16 protein-coding genes are annotated in these 14,752 nt (G+C 65.9%); 8 read left to right on the top strand and 8 right to left on the bottom strand.

Translation table 11 applies throughout. From position 1 onward, the window contains the following. Positions 1-62 precede the first annotated feature (62 nt). A complete protein-coding gene (locus XH92_RS41365) occupies positions 63-860 on the top strand; it encodes an enoyl-CoA hydratase-related protein (RefSeq protein WP_194457157.1) in 798 nt (265 codons plus the stop codon). Positions 861-960: 100 nt separating this feature from the next. Here the strand turns inward: XH92_RS41365 and XH92_RS41360 are convergent, their stop codons facing one another. Both XH92_RS41360 and XH92_RS41355 read right to left on the bottom strand, forming a co-directional pair. Continuing rightward, entirely contained in the window at positions 961-1,224 is a 264-nt protein-coding gene (locus XH92_RS41360; protein WP_246788115.1) for a hypothetical protein, read from the bottom strand. Positions 1,225-1,286: 62 nt separating this feature from the next. After that, positions 1,287-2,171 carry a LysR family transcriptional regulator gene (locus XH92_RS41355; RefSeq protein ID WP_194457156.1) on the bottom strand — a complete coding sequence of 295 codons (885 nt, stop codon included), beginning with the start codon at positions 2,169-2,171 and terminating at the stop codon, positions 1,287-1,289. Positions 2,172-2,299: 128 nt separating this feature from the next. On the opposite strand from XH92_RS41355, the gene XH92_RS41350 reads away from it, so the two are divergent. From XH92_RS41350 to XH92_RS41335, 4 genes are all read left to right on the top strand, one after another. After that, positions 2,300-3,661 carry an FAD-dependent oxidoreductase gene (locus XH92_RS41350; RefSeq protein ID WP_194457155.1) on the top strand — a complete coding sequence of 454 codons (1,362 nt, stop codon included), beginning with the start codon at positions 2,300-2,302 and terminating at the stop codon, positions 3,659-3,661. A 115-nt stretch (positions 3,662-3,776) separates the two neighbouring features. Then, positions 3,777-4,781 (top strand): ABC transporter substrate-binding protein, encoded by a 1,005-nt coding sequence (locus tag XH92_RS41345; RefSeq protein ID WP_194457154.1) that lies wholly within the window; start codon positions 3,777-3,779, stop codon positions 4,779-4,781. Positions 4,782-4,938: 157 nt separating this feature from the next. Continuing rightward, positions 4,939-5,712 carry an ABC transporter ATP-binding protein gene (locus XH92_RS41340; RefSeq protein WP_194457153.1) on the top strand — a complete coding sequence of 258 codons (774 nt, stop codon included), beginning with the start codon at positions 4,939-4,941 and terminating at the stop codon, positions 5,710-5,712. Continuing rightward, positions 5,705-6,532, top strand: a complete 828-nt coding sequence (locus tag XH92_RS41335; RefSeq protein WP_194457152.1) for an ABC transporter permease — start codon at positions 5,705-5,707, stop codon at positions 6,530-6,532. The genes XH92_RS41340 and XH92_RS41335 overlap by 8 nt, the downstream gene beginning before the upstream one ends. A 77-nt stretch (positions 6,533-6,609) precedes the next feature. Here the strand turns inward: XH92_RS41335 and gtdA are convergent, their stop codons facing one another. Next, a complete protein-coding gene (gene gtdA / locus XH92_RS41330) occupies positions 6,610-7,650 on the bottom strand; it encodes a gentisate 1,2-dioxygenase (protein ID WP_194457151.1) in 1,041 nt (346 codons plus the stop codon). A 158-nt stretch (positions 7,651-7,808) separates the two neighbouring features. Here gtdA and maiA point away from each other — a divergent pair, with 158 nt between their 5' ends. From maiA to XH92_RS41315, 3 genes are read left to right on the top strand one after another with little or no spacing between them, the layout of a single operon-like run. Then, positions 7,809-8,441 carry a maleylacetoacetate isomerase gene (gene maiA / locus XH92_RS41325; RefSeq protein ID WP_194457150.1) on the top strand — a complete coding sequence of 211 codons (633 nt, stop codon included), beginning with the start codon at positions 7,809-7,811 and terminating at the stop codon, positions 8,439-8,441. Then, positions 8,431-8,943 carry a MarR family winged helix-turn-helix transcriptional regulator gene (locus XH92_RS41320; RefSeq protein ID WP_194457149.1) on the top strand — a complete coding sequence of 171 codons (513 nt, stop codon included), beginning with the start codon at positions 8,431-8,433 and terminating at the stop codon, positions 8,941-8,943. Before maiA ends, XH92_RS41320 begins: the two co-directional genes overlap by 11 nt. Continuing rightward, positions 8,943-10,127: a 3-hydroxybenzoate 6-monooxygenase gene (locus XH92_RS41315; protein ID WP_194457148.1), complete on the top strand. Its 1,185-nt coding sequence runs from the start codon at positions 8,943-8,945 to the stop codon at positions 10,125-10,127. Before XH92_RS41320 ends, XH92_RS41315 begins: the two co-directional genes overlap by 1 nt. A 300-nt stretch (positions 10,128-10,427) precedes the next feature. Here XH92_RS41315 and XH92_RS41310 read toward each other — a convergent pair whose 3' ends face one another. From XH92_RS41310 to XH92_RS41290, 5 genes are all read right to left on the bottom strand, one after another. Then, positions 10,428-12,038 carry a benzoate-CoA ligase family protein gene (locus XH92_RS41310; protein ID WP_194457147.1) on the bottom strand — a complete coding sequence of 537 codons (1,611 nt, stop codon included), beginning with the start codon at positions 12,036-12,038 and terminating at the stop codon, positions 10,428-10,430. Beyond that, entirely contained in the window at positions 12,035-13,165 is a 1,131-nt protein-coding gene (locus tag XH92_RS41305; protein ID WP_194457146.1) for an FAD-dependent monooxygenase, read from the bottom strand. The genes XH92_RS41310 and XH92_RS41305 overlap by 4 nt, the downstream gene beginning before the upstream one ends. Positions 13,166-13,280: 115 nt before the next feature. Beyond that, positions 13,281-13,493 (bottom strand): hypothetical protein, encoded by a 213-nt coding sequence (locus XH92_RS41300; RefSeq protein ID WP_097671005.1) that lies wholly within the window; start codon positions 13,491-13,493, stop codon positions 13,281-13,283. Between the two features lie 110 nt (positions 13,494-13,603). Then, positions 13,604-13,825 carry a cysteine rich repeat-containing protein gene (locus XH92_RS41295; RefSeq protein WP_194457145.1) on the bottom strand — a complete coding sequence of 74 codons (222 nt, stop codon included), beginning with the start codon at positions 13,823-13,825 and terminating at the stop codon, positions 13,604-13,606. Between the two features lie 40 nt (positions 13,826-13,865). Further along, a complete protein-coding gene (locus tag XH92_RS41290; protein WP_194457144.1) occupies positions 13,866-14,636 on the bottom strand; it encodes a cysteine rich repeat-containing protein in 771 nt (256 codons plus the stop codon). Positions 14,637-14,752 lie beyond the last annotated feature (116 nt).

Here is a 14,752-nt window from a genome sequence, read left to right as displayed (position 1 = left end):
ATCAAGCCATCGCCTCTCGCCATAGTGCTGGCAACAGCAATGCCGAGCGAGGGAGCAACGTCATGTCGGCCAGCCCAGTCCTGTGGAGCCTCGATGCGCGCGGGGTCGCGACCGTCACGCTGAACCGCCCCGAGGTCAACAACGCCTATGACGGCGCGCTGATCGCGGGCGTGCTGGCCGCGATCGACGATCTCTCCACCAAGCTGGTGCGCGTCGTCGTGCTGAACGGCAACGGTAAGCATTTCCAGGCCGGCGCCGACCTGAAATGGATCAACGGCGTGCGGCCGAAATCAGCGGAGGAGAACGAGGCGGCGTCGCGCGCCACCTTCGAGGCGGTGCAGCGCCTCAACACGCTGCCGGTCCCGACCGTGGCGCTGGTGCAGGGCGGCTGCTTCGGCGGTGGCACCGGCGTGATCTCGGCTTGCGACATCGTGATCGCGGCCGACAATGCGCTGTTCTCGATCACCGAGGTACGCTGGGGCCTGACGGCTGCGATCATCATCCCGCAGCTCTGCGACGCGATCGGCGTGCGCCAGGTGCGGCGCTACGCACTGACCGGCGAGCGTTTCGGCGCCGAGGATGCCCGCCGCATCGGCCTCGTCCATGAGTTGGTGCCGCTTGCCGATCTCGAAAGCGCCGGCGCCAAGGTCGTGGAGCAGCTGCTCGGCAATGCCCCGGATGCGATGGCGGAGACCAAGAAGCTGGCAATGGAAAGTTCATTCGGCGGCATGGCCGTCGACAATGCGGCTTACAAGCGCCTTGTCCATCTCCATTCGGTCAAGCGGCAGAGCGCCGAGGCGGCCGAAGGGCTCGCGTCCTTTGCCGAGAAGCGCGCGGGCCGGTGGGACGGTAATCCGTAGGGCGGGTTAGCCGAAGGCGTAACCCGCCGCTCTTATCCCGGTGGATGATCGGCGGATTACGCTTCGCTAATCCGCCCTACAAATTCACCGGCCGCTCGGCTCAGCAACCGCGGCAGATGCCGCGCATGCTGCGATAGACTTCTTCGTCGTCGCGGCGCATCTGCTGCAGCTGATCGAACGTCTTCGATTCGCTCGACTGGGTGATCGTCGGCTCGGGCTTGCGCTTGGCCGCCAGCTCCTGCTCTTGCCGACGGTAGCACGCCTCGCGCTCCGGTTTGGCTTCGATGAAGCGGCAGGTCTCGATCGCTGCGGCGGGCCCGGCGGCGATGATGAGACCAAGCGACACTGAGATCAGGAGTTTCAAAGCGGGCGATCCTTATCCGTCCTTGTCTCAGGTCCGCTCGGGAGGGGCAAGACCATCTCGCATCACAGCGATTGCGCCAGCGACTTCTTCAATGTCTTCAGCAGCGCCTGCACCGCGGCGGCATTGACGCGGCGTTCCGGAACGGCGGCCTTCACCCACAATTCCGGGATCGGAAACTCGGCGAGGATCGGCTGCAACGCGCCGTCGCGCAGCGCGTCTGCGACCAGATAGTGCGACAGCAGCGCGATGCCGTTGCCGGCGATCGCGCTCTGGGTCAGCACCCGGCCCTCGTTCGACGAGAGGATCGGGCGTACCTGGACGTTGATGCGGCCGCGCGGCCCCTCGAACGGCCATTCCGGTCCGGTCGGCAGGAAGCTGAGGCAGCGATGATCGACCAGGTCGCGCGGATGTTTTGGCGCGCCGTGCTTCTTCAGATAGGCCGGCGAGACGCATAGCAGCCGCGGTAGCCGGCACAGCGGCTCGTCGACGACGCCGCCAAAGGAATGCGGGAAGGCGCCGATCGCGATGTCGAAACCTTCGGTTACCGGATCGACCGGGCGGTCGATCATCACGATCTCGAGCTTCACGCTCCTGTTCTGTTTCTGGAAGGCCGTGAAGGCATCGGCGAGCCGCGCCACCGTCAGCGAGGTCGGCGCCTTGACGCGCAGATGATCGGTGAGGTCGCGCTGCTTCTCGCCCATCCGCGACAGCAGATCGCCAACATCGGCAACCACGCCGCGGGCGCGATGGACGTATTGCTGCCCGGCCTCGGTCAGCCGCAATTGGCGGGTCGAGCGGTGGAACAGCGCGGTGCCGATCCGCTCCTCGAGTTGGGTGACGCGCTTGGCGACGACCGACGTCGCGACATTGAGCTTGCGCGCCGCGGCGGAGAAGCCGCCGGCATCGGCGGTGGCGAGGAAGGCTTCGAGGTTGGCCAGCGTATCCATCCGCGCTTCCCTTTTCTTTCCCCTTGCCTTTCTCGATTCGCGAAAGCTGATTACATAATTTGGTGGATTGTACTGCAATCCGCATCAATTCATAGTTGGTCCAATCAACTTTGTTCAGGGCGGAAATGATGCGAGCGAGCACGATCGAAGAACCTGCGCGGCAGGTCCCCCTCTATGGCGAATATGACGTGGTGGTGCTCGGCGGCGGACCGGCCGGCATCGCGGCAGCCGTTGGCGCGGCGCGCGCCGGGCGGCGGACCTTGCTGATCGAGCGCTACGGCTTTCTCGGCGGCATGGGCACCGCGGCGGGTGTGACCAATTTCTGCGGGCTGCACGCCAACATCTTCGGCGAGATGCACCGCGTGGTGCAGGGCATCGCCTCCGATCTCCTGGCGCGGATCGACCGGCTCGGCGGCCTGAACGCGCCGCATCTGATCCTCGGCAAGATCCTCGCGCAGGCCTACGACACCGCGGCCTACAAGATCGCGGCCGACGATCTCCTGGCGCATCACAAGGTCGACATCCTGTTCCACGCGCTCGGTGCCGGCGTCGTGATGGACGGTTCGCGCATCCGCGCGCTGATGGTCGAGACCAAGGCCGGGCGTCAGGCGGTGCGGGCAGGCATCTTCATCGACTGCTCCGGCGACGGCGACCTCGCGGTGTGGGCTGGTGCGCCCCATGAGGTCGGCGACAATGCCGGCGGCATGCTCTACCCATCGATGATGTTCCGCCTCAACGGCATCGATCCGGCGAAAGCCGGCGATGCGTGGCGCACCATCCCGGCGCTGATGGCGCAGGCCGAGGCTGCCGGCACGCATAAATTCCCGCGCAAGTCCGCGATCGTGCGGCCGCAGAAATCGCAGATCGAATGGCGGGTGAATTTCACCCAGGTGAGGCGGAGCGATGGCGGCGCCATCTCCGGCATCGATCCCGATGACATGACGCGCGGCGAGATCGAGGGCCGCCGCCAGGCGGTCGAGGCGTTCAAGTTCCTGCGCACGGTGCCGGGCTTCGAGAATTCCTACATCGTCGATCTGCCGCCGCAACTTGGCATCCGCGAGACGCGGCGCGTGATCGGCGGCTACATGCTCTCGGGCGAGGACGTGCTGGGCTGCGCCTCGTTCGCCGACTCGATCGGTGTCAACGGCTGGCCGATGGAAAAGCACGTGCCGGGCGATGTGACCTTCGAATTTCCGCCGATCCCGGAGAGCCGTGGCTACAACGAATTGCCGTACCGCATGCTGGTGCCCGAAGGCGTCGACAATCTCCTGGTCGCCGGCCGCTGCGCCTCGATGACCCATGAAGGGCAATCGGCGGCGCGCGTCTCCGGTGCCTGTTTCGTGATGGGCGAGGCGGCGGGAACCGCGGCGGCGCTGGCGCTGTCGGGCAATACGATTCCGCGCGACATTTCCGTCGAAAAGTTGCAACAACAGCTTGGCAAGCAGGGCGCGTTCATCGGCCGCGATCAGGCCGTGCCTGAAGGACTCTAGCGCGTTTTCAAGCGAAGTTGATCCCGGTTCGCGTAACGAAGACGCATCAAAACAGGAATCTGGAGTCACCGTTCCGGTGTGATCGGCACGGACAAGGCTTCAAGCGGAGGATGGAATGAAGGGTTGGGCGCGGCTCGCACTCGCGGGTCTGTTGGTGTGGGCCGCGAGCGGCATCGCGCGAGCCGATGAGCTCCTGAAAGCGAAGATCGGCGTGTTGCGGCTGTCGTCCTCGGCGCCGGTGTTCATCGCGCAGGACAAGGGCTATTTTCGGGACGCCGGCCTCGACGTTGAGCTGAAATTCTTCGACGCGGCACAGCCGATCGCGGTCGCGACCGCGTCGGGCGACGTCGATTTCGGCGTCACCGCCGTCACCGCAGGCCTCTACAATCTCGCCGGCAAGGGCACGCTGAAGGTGATCGGCGGCATGAGCCGCGAGAAGGCCGGTTATCCCCTGATCGGCTATTTCGCCAGCAACAACGCCTATGCGAGCGGCCTCAAGACGCCGAAGGATCTGGCCGGCAAGCGCGTCGCGGTGACCCAGGTCGGCTCCAGCTTCCATTATTCGCTCGGTCTGCTCGCCGACAAATACGGCTTCAAGCTCTCCGACGTGAAGATCGTGCCGCTGCAATCGCTGTCGAATGCGGCTGCGGCGCTGAAGGGCGAAACCGTCGATGCGGCGCTGCTGCCGGTCTCGACCGCGCGAACCTTGATCGATGCCAACGGCGCGAAGCTTTTGGGCTGGGTCGGCGACGAGACGCCGTGGCAGCTCGGGGCCATCTTCGCTTCGCCGAAGACGCTGGCCAACGCACAGAAGGTGACCAGGCTGCTCACCGCGCTCACTCGCGCGGACCACGAATATCACGACGTGATCCTGACCGCGATCAAGGACGGGGTGGCGCCGATCAACGAGACAACAAAACCGCTGCTCGAGATCATCGCCAAATACACCAATCTTCCGATCGAGCAGGTGGTCGGCAACTGCGCCTATATCGATCCCGACGGCAAGCTCGACGTGAAGAATCTCGACAACCAGATCAAATGGCTGCAGGGGCAGGGGTTCGTGGACAAGGGCTTTGACGCGAGCGGGATCATCGCCAAGGATTATGTGAAGGCGGATTGATGATGAGCCGCGCGCACATTTTTCGACCCGTCATCCTGAGGTGCGAGCGCAGCGAGCCTCGAAGGATCGACGGCCCCGCTACATCCGGGCCGCGCATCCTTCGAGACGCGCTTCGCGCTCCTCAGGATGACGGTCTCACGGTGGGCAGCGGAGCGCCATGGACCTGATCGCCGACCATATCAGCCATCGTTTCGGCGCGCTCGACGTGCTCGACGATGTCTCCTTCACGGTCCGCGCCGGCGAGATCGTCGCGATCGTCGGTCCGTCCGGCTGCGGCAAGAGCACGCTGCTGTCGATCCTCGGCGGCCTGCTGCGGCCGAGCCAGGGTGCCGCCGAATTGCGCGGCGCGCCGCCGGCCGGCAGCCTCAATCCGCTGACCTTCGTGTTCCAGGATTTTGCCCTGCTGCCGTGGAATACGGTCGAGGAGAATGTCGCGTTTCCGCTGCTGCACACGCCCCTCGGCACAGGCGAGCGCCGCGCCGTGATCGACGACGCGCTGCGCCGCACGGGGCTGTCGGATTTTCGCGCCGCCTATCCGAAGCAATTGTCCGGCGGCATGCGCCAGCGGGTCGGCATCGCGCGTGCGCTCGCGGTTCGCCCGGCGATCCTGTTGATGGACGAGCCGCTGTCGGCGCTGGATTCGCAGACCCGCGAGCTGCTGATGGAGGATTTCGTCGGCCTGCTTGCCGACGGCGCGATGGGCGCGGTCTATGTCACGCATAACCTCGAGGAAGCCGTGCGGCTTGCCGACCGCGTCGTGGTGCTGTCGCGCCGTCCCGGCCGTATCCGGGAAATCGTGACCATCCCGATGACGCGCGCCCAGCGCGGCATGGCGGACGCACGTGCGCCCATGGCCGCGCTGCAGGGTGAGTTGTGGTCGCTGATCCGCAAGGAAGCGATCGATGCCGAGCGCGAGGTCCAGCATGCTTGAGCGCTCTCCGCAGGAGACCAAGGACCAATCGGTGGAAGCGACGCGGCCGGTCGCGTTTCGCGGCGCCGGCTTCACGCCCGGCGGCAGTCGCTCTGCCGGCTGGATCGCGCTCGCGCTGGTCATCGCGGTCTGGCAGCTCGCGGGCAGTGCAGGGTGGGTCAATCCGCTGTTCCTGCCGGCGCCGTCGGCGATCGCGGTTGCGATCTACAGGCTCGCGACATCGGGGGCGCTGTGGCAGCACCTCTCCTGGTCGATCATGCGGATCGGCTCCGGCTGGATCATCGGCACCGTCGCCGGTGTCATCGTCGGCTTCGCGATCGGGCTGTCGACCATGGCGCGCGGCGTCGGCATCACCTTCATCTCGGCGCTATTCCCGATTCCGAAGATCGCGCTGCTGCCGCTGCTCATCCTGTGGCTCGGGATCGGCGAGGAGCCGAAGATCGCGACCATTGCGCTCGGGGTATTCTTCTCGACTGCGATCTCGGTCTATAGCGGCGTCGATGCGGTGCCGCGCAATCTGATCCGGATGGCGCAGAGCTTCAACGTGCCGTTCCACGCCATCGTGCGCCGCGTGATCTGGCCGGGCGCGCTGCCCTCGATCCTCGCCGGCTTCCGCATCACTTCGTCGGTAGCGCTGCTGCTCGTCGTCAGCGCCGAGATGATCGGCGCGCAATACGGCATCGGCGCCTTCGTGCTGCAGGCCGGCAATCTGATGCAGACCGATCAGCTGCTCGCCGGCGTCGTGATCCTGTCGCTGTTCGGGCTTGTGGTCGGCAAGCTGATCAACCTGCTCGAGGTGAGGCTGCTGCACTGGCGGTGAAGGGCACGCTGCGCGCCACGCCCAAAGTGTCGTCCCGGCGAAGGCCGGGACGACAGCATTACGCTTTGCCGCGCCTGTTACGCGTTCCCCCGATCCTCGCGGAACAGGTCGAGCTTCTGCTGCACCGGGCGGTCGGAGAACGAGAACAGCACGGAATCCGCATCGGCCTCGTGGGTGACCCAGTGCCAGCTCGGCACCACGAACAAATCGCGCGGGCCCCATTCGAAGGTCTGGTCGCCGACCCGGGTGCGGCCACGGCCCTCGATCGCGGCGAACACGGTGGCGTCGGTCGACCGGTAGCGCGCGGTCGTATAGCCTTTCGGCAGCAGCTGGATGAAGGTGCCGATGGTCGGCATCGCAAAATCGCCGGTCTCCGGGTTGGAGAATTTCAGCTTGAGCCCGTGGCAGGCATCCCACTCGTCGCTGACCTTGGCCTTCTCCAGCGCCTCGCGGGTGTATTCATAGGGATAGTTGAAGATCGGCGAGGTCTTGGAGGTCCGCTTCTGGTCGATCGGCAGCAGATTGTGGCCGTAGCGCGCGAAGCTGGCGCCTGATGGCTTGGAGATCGACTGCTGATCTTCCTTGGCGCCCTCGGCAAACGAGCAGTCGAAGAACTGCACCATCGGGATGTCGAGCCCGTCGAGCCAGAACATCGGCTCATTGGTTTCGTTGGAATGGTCGTGCCAGGTCATCGACGGCGTGATGACGAAATCGCCCGGCGACATCGCGGTGCGTTCGCCGTCGACCGCGGTGAAGGCGCCCTTGCCCTCGAGCACGAAGCGCAGCGCCGACTGGGCGTGGCGATGGGCGGGGGCGATGTCGCCCGGCACCACCATCTGCACGCCGGCGAACAGCGAGGTCGTGATCTTGGACTGGCCGCGCAGGCCGGGATTTTCCAGCACCAGCACGCGCCGCTCGGCTTCCTTGGCCGTGATCAGTCTGCCGGCTTCGTTCATGTAATCGCGGATCTGGTCGAACTTCCAAAGATGCGGGCGACAGGCGCTTTTCGGCTCCGGCGTGATCAGATCGTTCATCACGTTCCACAGCGCCGAGAGGTTCTGGCCGTCGATCTTCCTGTAGAACGCCTCGCGCTCGGGGGTCTTCTGCACGGCTTCCATGGCAAGCCTCCCATCATTCTTGTCGGTTCGATTTATTGACAGTATACTTACAATATGGCTAGCGTCAATGAAGCGAGCCATAGCGTTTTCGAGCGAAGTGGATGCCGGTTCACGTGAAGAAAACGCGTCAAAACCAGAATAATGCAAGGGAGGTTCCGATGAAGCTGCATGGCTATTTCCGGAGCAGCGCGTCCTACCGGGTCCGGATCGCCCTCAACCTGAAGGGGCTGACATCGGAGCATCTGCCGCATCATCTGCGCAAGGGTGAGCAATGCGCGCCGGCCTATCTCGCGATCAATCCGCAGGGACTGGTGCCGACGCTCGAGAGCGACGCGGGCGCGATCCTCACCCAGTCGCTCGCGATCATCGAATGGCTCGACGAGACCAATCCAAATCCGCCGCTGCTGCCGAAGGATCCGATGCGGCGTGCCAAGGTGCGGGCGTTCGCGCAGGCGATCGCCTGCGACACCCACCCGGTGCAGAATCTGAAGGTGCTGGCGCGGCTGCGCAAGCTCGGCCTGCCCGAGGAGCAGGTGACGGAGTGGGCGGCCTGGGCCAACCGCGAGGGCCTCGCGGCCTGCGAGACCCTGATCGCCGCGGAGGCGGGGCCGTTCTGCTTCGGCGATGCGCCGACGCTCGCCGATCTCTGCCTCGTGCCGCAACTCGCCAACGCGCGGCGCTTCGGCGTCGACGTATCGGCCTACCCGCGCCTGCTCAAGGCCGAAGCGGCGGCAAAACAAGTCACGGCGTTCGCCGACGCCGCTCCGGACAAGCAGCCCGATGCCGAATAGCAAGCCCACGCCCGTCACCATGGATGCGGTTTACACCGCGCCCGGCTATCTGTTCCGGCGGATGCAGCAGATCGCTGTTGCGCTGTTCATCGAGGAGTGCAAGGCGTTCGACCTGACGCCGGTGCAATACGCCGCGCTGGTCACGATCTCGACCCATCCCGGCATCGACGCCACAAGGCTTTCGGCGGTGATCGCGTTCGACCGCTCCACGCTCGGCAATGTGATCGAGCGGCTGCAGACCAAGGAATTCATCGTGCGCAAGCCGGCGCCCGAGGACAAGCGCGTCAAGCTGCTCTACCTCACCAAGGCCGGCGCCGCGGTGCTGAGCGACATCATGCCCTCGGTCGACAAGGCGCAGGCTCGGATGCTGCAGCCGCTGAAGCCGGCCGACCGCAAGACGCTTCTCTCGCTCTTGACCCAACTTGTCGACCTCAACAACGAGGCCTCGCGGGTGCCGCTGCGCGCCGAGGACGCGCTCGAACATCTCGGGAGATCGGGCTGATGGCGGAGGGCAAGCCGGTCCTGATCGCGGGCGGCGGCATCGGCGGTCTCGCCGTCGCGCTCGGCCTCGCGCAGAAGGGCATTCGCTCCATCCTGCTGGAGAAGGCCTCGGCGCTCGGCGAGATCGGCGCCGGCATCCAGCTTGGGCCGAACGCTTTCCACGCCTTCGACTATCTCGGCGTCGGCGAGGCCGCACGCAACATGGCGGTTTATATCGACCAGCTGCGGTTGATGGATGCGCTGACCGCCGATGAGATCACCCATATCGATCTCGGCGACGCCTTCCGCACGCGGTTCGGCAACCCCTATGCGGTCGTGCATCGCGGCGACCTGCACGGCGTGTTCCTGCGCGCCTGCCAGAATCACGAGCTGATCGAGCTGCGCGTGTCCAGCGAAGTTGTCGGCTACGAGCAGGACGGTTCGTCGGTGACCGCAAGGCTCGCCAATGGCGAGCACATCACCGGGCGCCTGCTGATCGGAGCCGACGGGCTGTGGTCCAACATCCGCAAGCAGGTGACGGCGGATGGCCCGCCGCGCGTCTCCGGCCACACCACCTATCGCTCGGTGATCCCGACCGAGCAGATGCCGGAGGATCTGCGCTGGAATGCAGCGACGCTGTGGGCCGGGCCGAAATGCCACATCGTGCATTACCCGCTGTCGGGCTGGAAGGTGTTCAACCTCGTCGTCACCTATCACAACGATGCGCCGGAGCCGGTCGCGGGCAAGCCGGTCTCCGAGCAAGAGGTGATGAAGGGCTTTACCCACGTCCACGAGCGGGCGCAGAACATCATCCGCCACGGCACCAACTGGAAGCTCTGGGTGCTGTGCGACCGCGATCCCACCGAGCGCTGGATCGACGGCCGCGTGGTGCTGCTCGGCGACGCCGCGCATCCGATGCTGCAATATTTCGCGCAAGGTGCCTGCCAGGCGATGGAGGACGCGGTCTGTCTGTCGCACATGCTGGCCAATCACGACGATCACGCGGCCGCGCTCGATGCCTACCGCGCGCAACGCTTCCCGCGCACCGCGCGCGTGCAACTGATGTCCCGCGCGATCGGCGAGCACGTCTACCATCCCTCAGGCGAGCACGCCCGCATCCGCAACGCAATCATGAGCGCGAAGTCGCAAGCCGAGTGGTGCGACGATATCGCGTGGCTGTATGGTGGGACGGGGCTGAAAGCGTAGCTGCCGGCGCGCAAAACGCACATCGAGAGAGCACGCCGTGCGACACCCCTCTCCCTAACCCTCCCCCGCAAGGGGGGAGGGAACCCCTCCGCCGGTGCTTCCCTTACGCCCGTGTTGGCGAGCATTTGAAGATCGCGAACGCACCTAAGTGAGGTGAACACGCTGGTTAGGCTCCCTCCCCCCTTGCGGGGGAGGGTTGGGGAGAGGGGTAAGCCCCGGGCGAGATGATCGTAGCGGCAAGTGCGGCCTTCGCCGGGACGACACCAAATTTGCGGGAGCTGCGTCGATCGACCGGCACCCTCACATCCGCATCACGGCCTGGCGGTCGATCTTCCCCGTGCCGGTCTTCGGCAGCTCATCGATGAACTTCACCTCGCGCGGATATTTGTACGGCAGCAGCTTCGTCTTCACGTAATCCTGCAGCCGCCGCGTCGCCTCATCGGCGTCGAAGCCGGCCTTGTTCATGACAACCACCGCCCGCAGCGTCATGCGGCGGTCCGGCAATTCGGCGGCGTAGACGGCGCATTCGCGGACGTCGGGGTGATCGGCGAGGCACAGCTCGACTTCCAGCGGATAGACCCACTGGCCGGAGATCTTGATCAGGTCGTCGGCGCGGCCGCGGAAGAAGTGGAAGCCGTCGCCGTCGCGGATGAAGCGGTCGCCGGTGTAGATCCAGCCGTCCTCGCGCACGGTCTCGGCGGTCTTGTCCGGCCGGTTCCAATACAGCGGCGTCGCGGAATCGCCGCGCACCCACAAAATGCCTTCCTCATTGTCGCCGACCTCGCGGCCGTCGCTGTCGCGCAGCATGATCTCGTAGCCGGGCACGCGCAGGCCCGCGGCGCCGAGCTTCTTCTGCTCCGTGCGGTTGCTGAGATAGACGTGCAGCACCTCGGTCGAGCCGAGCCCTTCGATGATCTCGAGCCCGGTGAGCCGCTTCCAGCCGTTGAACACGTCGGCCGACAGCACCTCGGCGGCCGAGACCGCCATCCGCAGCGAGGCGAAATCGGCCTGCTCGGCGCCTTCGGCCTTGGTCAGGGTGATGTAGAGCGTCGGCAGGCCGAAGAACACGGTCGGCCGATACTGCCCGATCGCCGCGAAGATCGCGGCCGGCTTCGGCTGGCCCGGCAGCAGCAGCGTCGCGGCACCGACCGAGAAGGGGAATGTGATCGAATTGCCGAAACCATAGGCGAAGAAAATCTTCGGTACCGAGAAGCAGATGTCGCCGGGCTGAAGCTTCAGCACGTTGCGGGCAAAGGCGCGCTCGCTATAGGCCATGTCGTGCTGCAGATGCACGATGCCCTTGGGACGGCCGGTCGAGCCCGACGAATACATCCAGAACGCCATCTCGTTGCGGTGCGTGTCGGCCGCGTCGAGCTCGGTCGGAAACGCTTGCAGCCAGTCGCCGGCGTTGCGCGTCTCCGCGACGGCATGATCGCCGGCTGTGCCATTGACCACGACCAGCGTACGCAGCGGCGTGTCCTTGCAGGCCTCCGCGTTGAAGCGTGAACAGAACTCCGCATCGGTGACCGCGACCTGCGCGCCGGCATCGGACAGATAGAACTGCAGCAGCTCCGGCGTCGTCAGCGTGTTGATGAGCAGCGGCACGAAGCCGGCGCGCACCGCGCCGAAGAATGCGGCGGGATAGGCCGGCGTGTCGTCGAGGAACAGCAGCACGCGGTCGCCGCGCTTGAGCCCAAGCGACTGGAAGGCGTGGCCCCAGCGTGCGGCCTCAGTGCACAGCTCGCGATAGGTCCGCGTGCCGGCGGGGCCGATCAGCGCCAGCCGTTCGGCATTGCCGTTGCCGAGATTGTCGAACAGGATGCGGCTCGCATTGTAGCGTTCGGGGATCGTGAAGCCGATCTCGCGCGAACCGGGATTGTCCAGCGGAACCTGGTCGGCGATCCCGGTCATGAGCGTCCCTTTGCGGCCTCATAGCGGGCCATGAAGGCCGGCGACATTGCGCGCAGCCGCGCATCGTCGATCCGGCCGGAGCGGGTGATGTAGCTGTAGGCGAAATCCATCAGATCGCCTTTCATGTGCGCAGGGAAATGCTCGTACCAGTCGGCGCTGGTCCGCGCCGCGGTGACGAGCTTCTTCACGATCGGCTTGCGCTCGCTCTCGTAGCGGGCCAGCGCGGCGGCGATGTCGCCTTCGGCTTCCAGCGCCTTGGTCAGCGCGATCGCATCCTCGATCGCGAGCCGCGTGCCCGAGCCGATCGAGAAATGCGCCGAATGCAAGGCGTCGCCGATCAGCACTATGTTGCCGTGCGACCAGCGCTCGTTCCAGATCCACGGGAAATTGCGCCACACCGATTTGTTCGAGATCAGCCTGTGGCCGTCCAGCGTCGCGGCGAACACGTCCTCGCAGATCGCCTGCGATTGCTCGATGCTCTTGTCGGCGAAGCCGTAGGCTTCCCAGGTCGCCGCGTCGCACTCGACCAGGAAGGTGCTCATGTCCTTCGCGTAGCGATAATGATGGGCGTTGAAGCAGCCCAATTCGGTCGCCACGAAGGTCTGCGACAGCGTCGCGAACGGTTTGGTGGTGCCGTACCAGGCGAACTTGTTGGTCGAATGCGTGACCGAGGCGCCGAACGCGGCCTCATGGCCGCGGCGGACCATCGAGTTCAGCCCGTCGGCGGCGACGATCAGGTCGTAACCTCCGAGCTCGTCGACCGATTGCACCATAGTGTCGAAGCGCGGCGTGATGCCCGTGCTGCGCACCCGCTCCTGCAGGATCGTCAGCAGCGCCAGCCGTCCGATCGAGGAGAACCCGACGCCGTCGATCTCGACGCTCTCGCCGCGCAGGTTGAGGGTGATGTTCTTCCAGCTCTCCATCCGCGGCGTGATGGCGTCGACCGTCTCGGGGTCGTCGGCGCGCAGGAAGTCCAGCGCCTGCTCGGAGAACACCACGCCGAAGCCCCAGGTGGCGCCGGCGGCGTTCTGCTCGAACAGATCGATCTCGGCGTCGGGATGACGCTTCTTCCAGAGATAGGCGAAATAGAGCCCGCCGGGCCCTCCGCCAATCACGGCGATCCGCAACGTCTGCCTCCCAGATTGACAGTGTACTTACAATTTGGGTCCAGACTAATCGCCCTCTGGCGGGAACGCCAGAGGGAAAATGCGCCCGGTGGCTACGAGCGTGGCCGCGAACGGCTCAGTAGCAGCGGCGGACCTTGACTCCGCCGACCCACACCCAGCGGCAGCCGGCGACGACGGGCTTGCGGACGACGACCGCGCCGCGCGTGCTGGCGCATCCGGCACGATAGGGACCGCGCCCGCACACCACGGCGTTGGCATCGGAGGACTCGAAGGTCATGGTCGCGGCAAAGGACAGCAGGGCCGCAGCGATCAGCAATAATGAGCGCATCATATTCCCTCTCCCGGGGTGAGGTTGGTTGGCCTGTTTGTGACAACAAGGTGCTGCGGCTCCGTGCCCGGGCAAAGCGCCGGGCACATGTGGTCTCGCCGCCTGCGCGGCTATTTCTTCTCAGCTTCCGCCAGCACCTTCTTGCAGGCCGCCGTCAGCTTGTCGCTCTCCTTGGCAAGGCAGGCGATGATGCGCCCGCCGCCGGGCGTCACGCTTTTGCAGAACTTCTGGTAGTCGCCCATGCAGGCGTCGCGTTGCGCCGACGTCAGCTCCTGGGCGTAGACGGCGGTTGAGCCGCAAAGCAGAGCGGCGGTCAGGACAATACGCAGCATCGATCGCTCCCTTTTCCGGTCAGTCGTGTGACAAACAGGATTACCGCGCTGCGAACGGCGCCAGCACCTCGCGGCACGCCGGCGAGAGCGAGCCGGCATTGGTCGCCAGGCACTGCACGATCCGCCCGCCGCCGGGCTGGACGCCGCCGCAGATCGAGCGGACGTCGCCGCCGCAGGCCGAGCGCAGCACGAACAGCTCTTCGCGCGGGCGCAGCGGCCGCAACACGATCACCGCTGGCGCTGCGGCCGGTGCTGCCGTTGTCGCGGCACCCGCTGCCGGCGCGGCGCCGCCGCCGCCTGCCGCCGCCACAGCCTTCTCGCAGGCCGGCGAAAGCTTCTCCTTGTTCTTCTCCAGGCACTGCAGCGCCGGCGCGCCGCCGGTCGGCACGCCCGCGCACACCTTGGGATAATCGGAGCGGCAGGCGCTGCGGATCGCGGAGATCTGCGCGTTGCTCGGCTTTGCTGCCGCGGCCTTCGGCGCCGCCGCCTCCGCCGGCTTGGCCGCCGTTGCCGCGGGCGCCGCGTCGGTCTTGGCTGCTGCGGGCGCGGCGCTTGGAGCTTCCACGGCCTTCACGGCGCTGGCGCAGCCGGGGCCGAGGCTTGCCATGTTCTTCTGCAGGCATTGCAGTGACGCTTCGCCGCCCGGCGGAACGCTGGAGCAGTGCGCGATGTAGTCATTGCGGCATTGCGACTTGATGGCGTCGCGCTGCGCCTGGGTCGGCGCCTGCGACAAGGCCGGCGCCGTGCTGATGAACGCCGCAAGCGCAAGCCATGCGGAAAGCTTCGTTGCTCGTGTCAACGCGTTGATCATCTGAATAAATCCTCTCGTTGCGCCGCAAGCTGCCGGCTCAACTGAACTGCGTTCTGAAAAATCTTGCTGTAACAACCTTCGCGAGCGGCATCATTTTCGCTTTCGAGTTCCGCCGC

This window comes from Bradyrhizobium sp. CCBAU 53421, from assembly GCF_015291625.1.
Lineage (GTDB): Bacteria > Pseudomonadota > Alphaproteobacteria > Rhizobiales > Xanthobacteraceae > Bradyrhizobium.
The sequence above is the reverse complement of the archived record's forward strand: the minus strand, read 5'-3'. Positions and strand labels throughout refer to the sequence as shown.

Excerpts from the sequence above, each read along its gene's own strand:
- XH92_RS41365 (WP_194457157.1), top strand. The coding sequence starts at position 63 with ATGTCGGCCAGCCCAGTCCTGTGGAGCCTCGATGCGCGCGGGGTCGCG.
- XH92_RS41355 (WP_194457156.1), bottom strand. The coding sequence starts at position 2,171 with ATGGATACGCTGGCCAACCTCGAAGCCTTCCTCGCCACCGCCGATGCC.
- XH92_RS41350 (WP_194457155.1), top strand. The coding sequence starts at position 2,300 with ATGCGAGCGAGCACGATCGAAGAACCTGCGCGGCAGGTCCCCCTCTAT.
- XH92_RS41345 (WP_194457154.1), top strand. The coding sequence starts at position 3,777 with ATGAAGGGTTGGGCGCGGCTCGCACTCGCGGGTCTGTTGGTGTGGGCC.
- XH92_RS41340 (WP_194457153.1), top strand. The coding sequence starts at position 4,939 with ATGGACCTGATCGCCGACCATATCAGCCATCGTTTCGGCGCGCTCGAC.
- XH92_RS41335 (WP_194457152.1), top strand. The coding sequence starts at position 5,705 with ATGCTTGAGCGCTCTCCGCAGGAGACCAAGGACCAATCGGTGGAAGCG.
- gtdA (WP_194457151.1), bottom strand. The coding sequence starts at position 7,650 with ATGGAAGCCGTGCAGAAGACCCCCGAGCGCGAGGCGTTCTACAGGAAG.
- maiA (WP_194457150.1), top strand. The coding sequence starts at position 7,809 with ATGAAGCTGCATGGCTATTTCCGGAGCAGCGCGTCCTACCGGGTCCGG.
- XH92_RS41320 (WP_194457149.1), top strand. The coding sequence starts at position 8,431 with ATGCCGAATAGCAAGCCCACGCCCGTCACCATGGATGCGGTTTACACC.
- XH92_RS41315 (WP_194457148.1), top strand. The coding sequence starts at position 8,943 with ATGGCGGAGGGCAAGCCGGTCCTGATCGCGGGCGGCGGCATCGGCGGT.
- XH92_RS41310 (WP_194457147.1), bottom strand. The coding sequence starts at position 12,038 with ATGACCGGGATCGCCGACCAGGTTCCGCTGGACAATCCCGGTTCGCGC.
- XH92_RS41300 (WP_097671005.1), bottom strand. The coding sequence starts at position 13,493 with ATGCGCTCATTATTGCTGATCGCTGCGGCCCTGCTGTCCTTTGCCGCG.
- XH92_RS41295 (WP_194457145.1), bottom strand. The coding sequence starts at position 13,825 with ATGCTGCGTATTGTCCTGACCGCCGCTCTGCTTTGCGGCTCAACCGCC.
- XH92_RS41290 (WP_194457144.1), bottom strand. The coding sequence starts at position 14,636 with ATGATCAACGCGTTGACACGAGCAACGAAGCTTTCCGCATGGCTTGCG.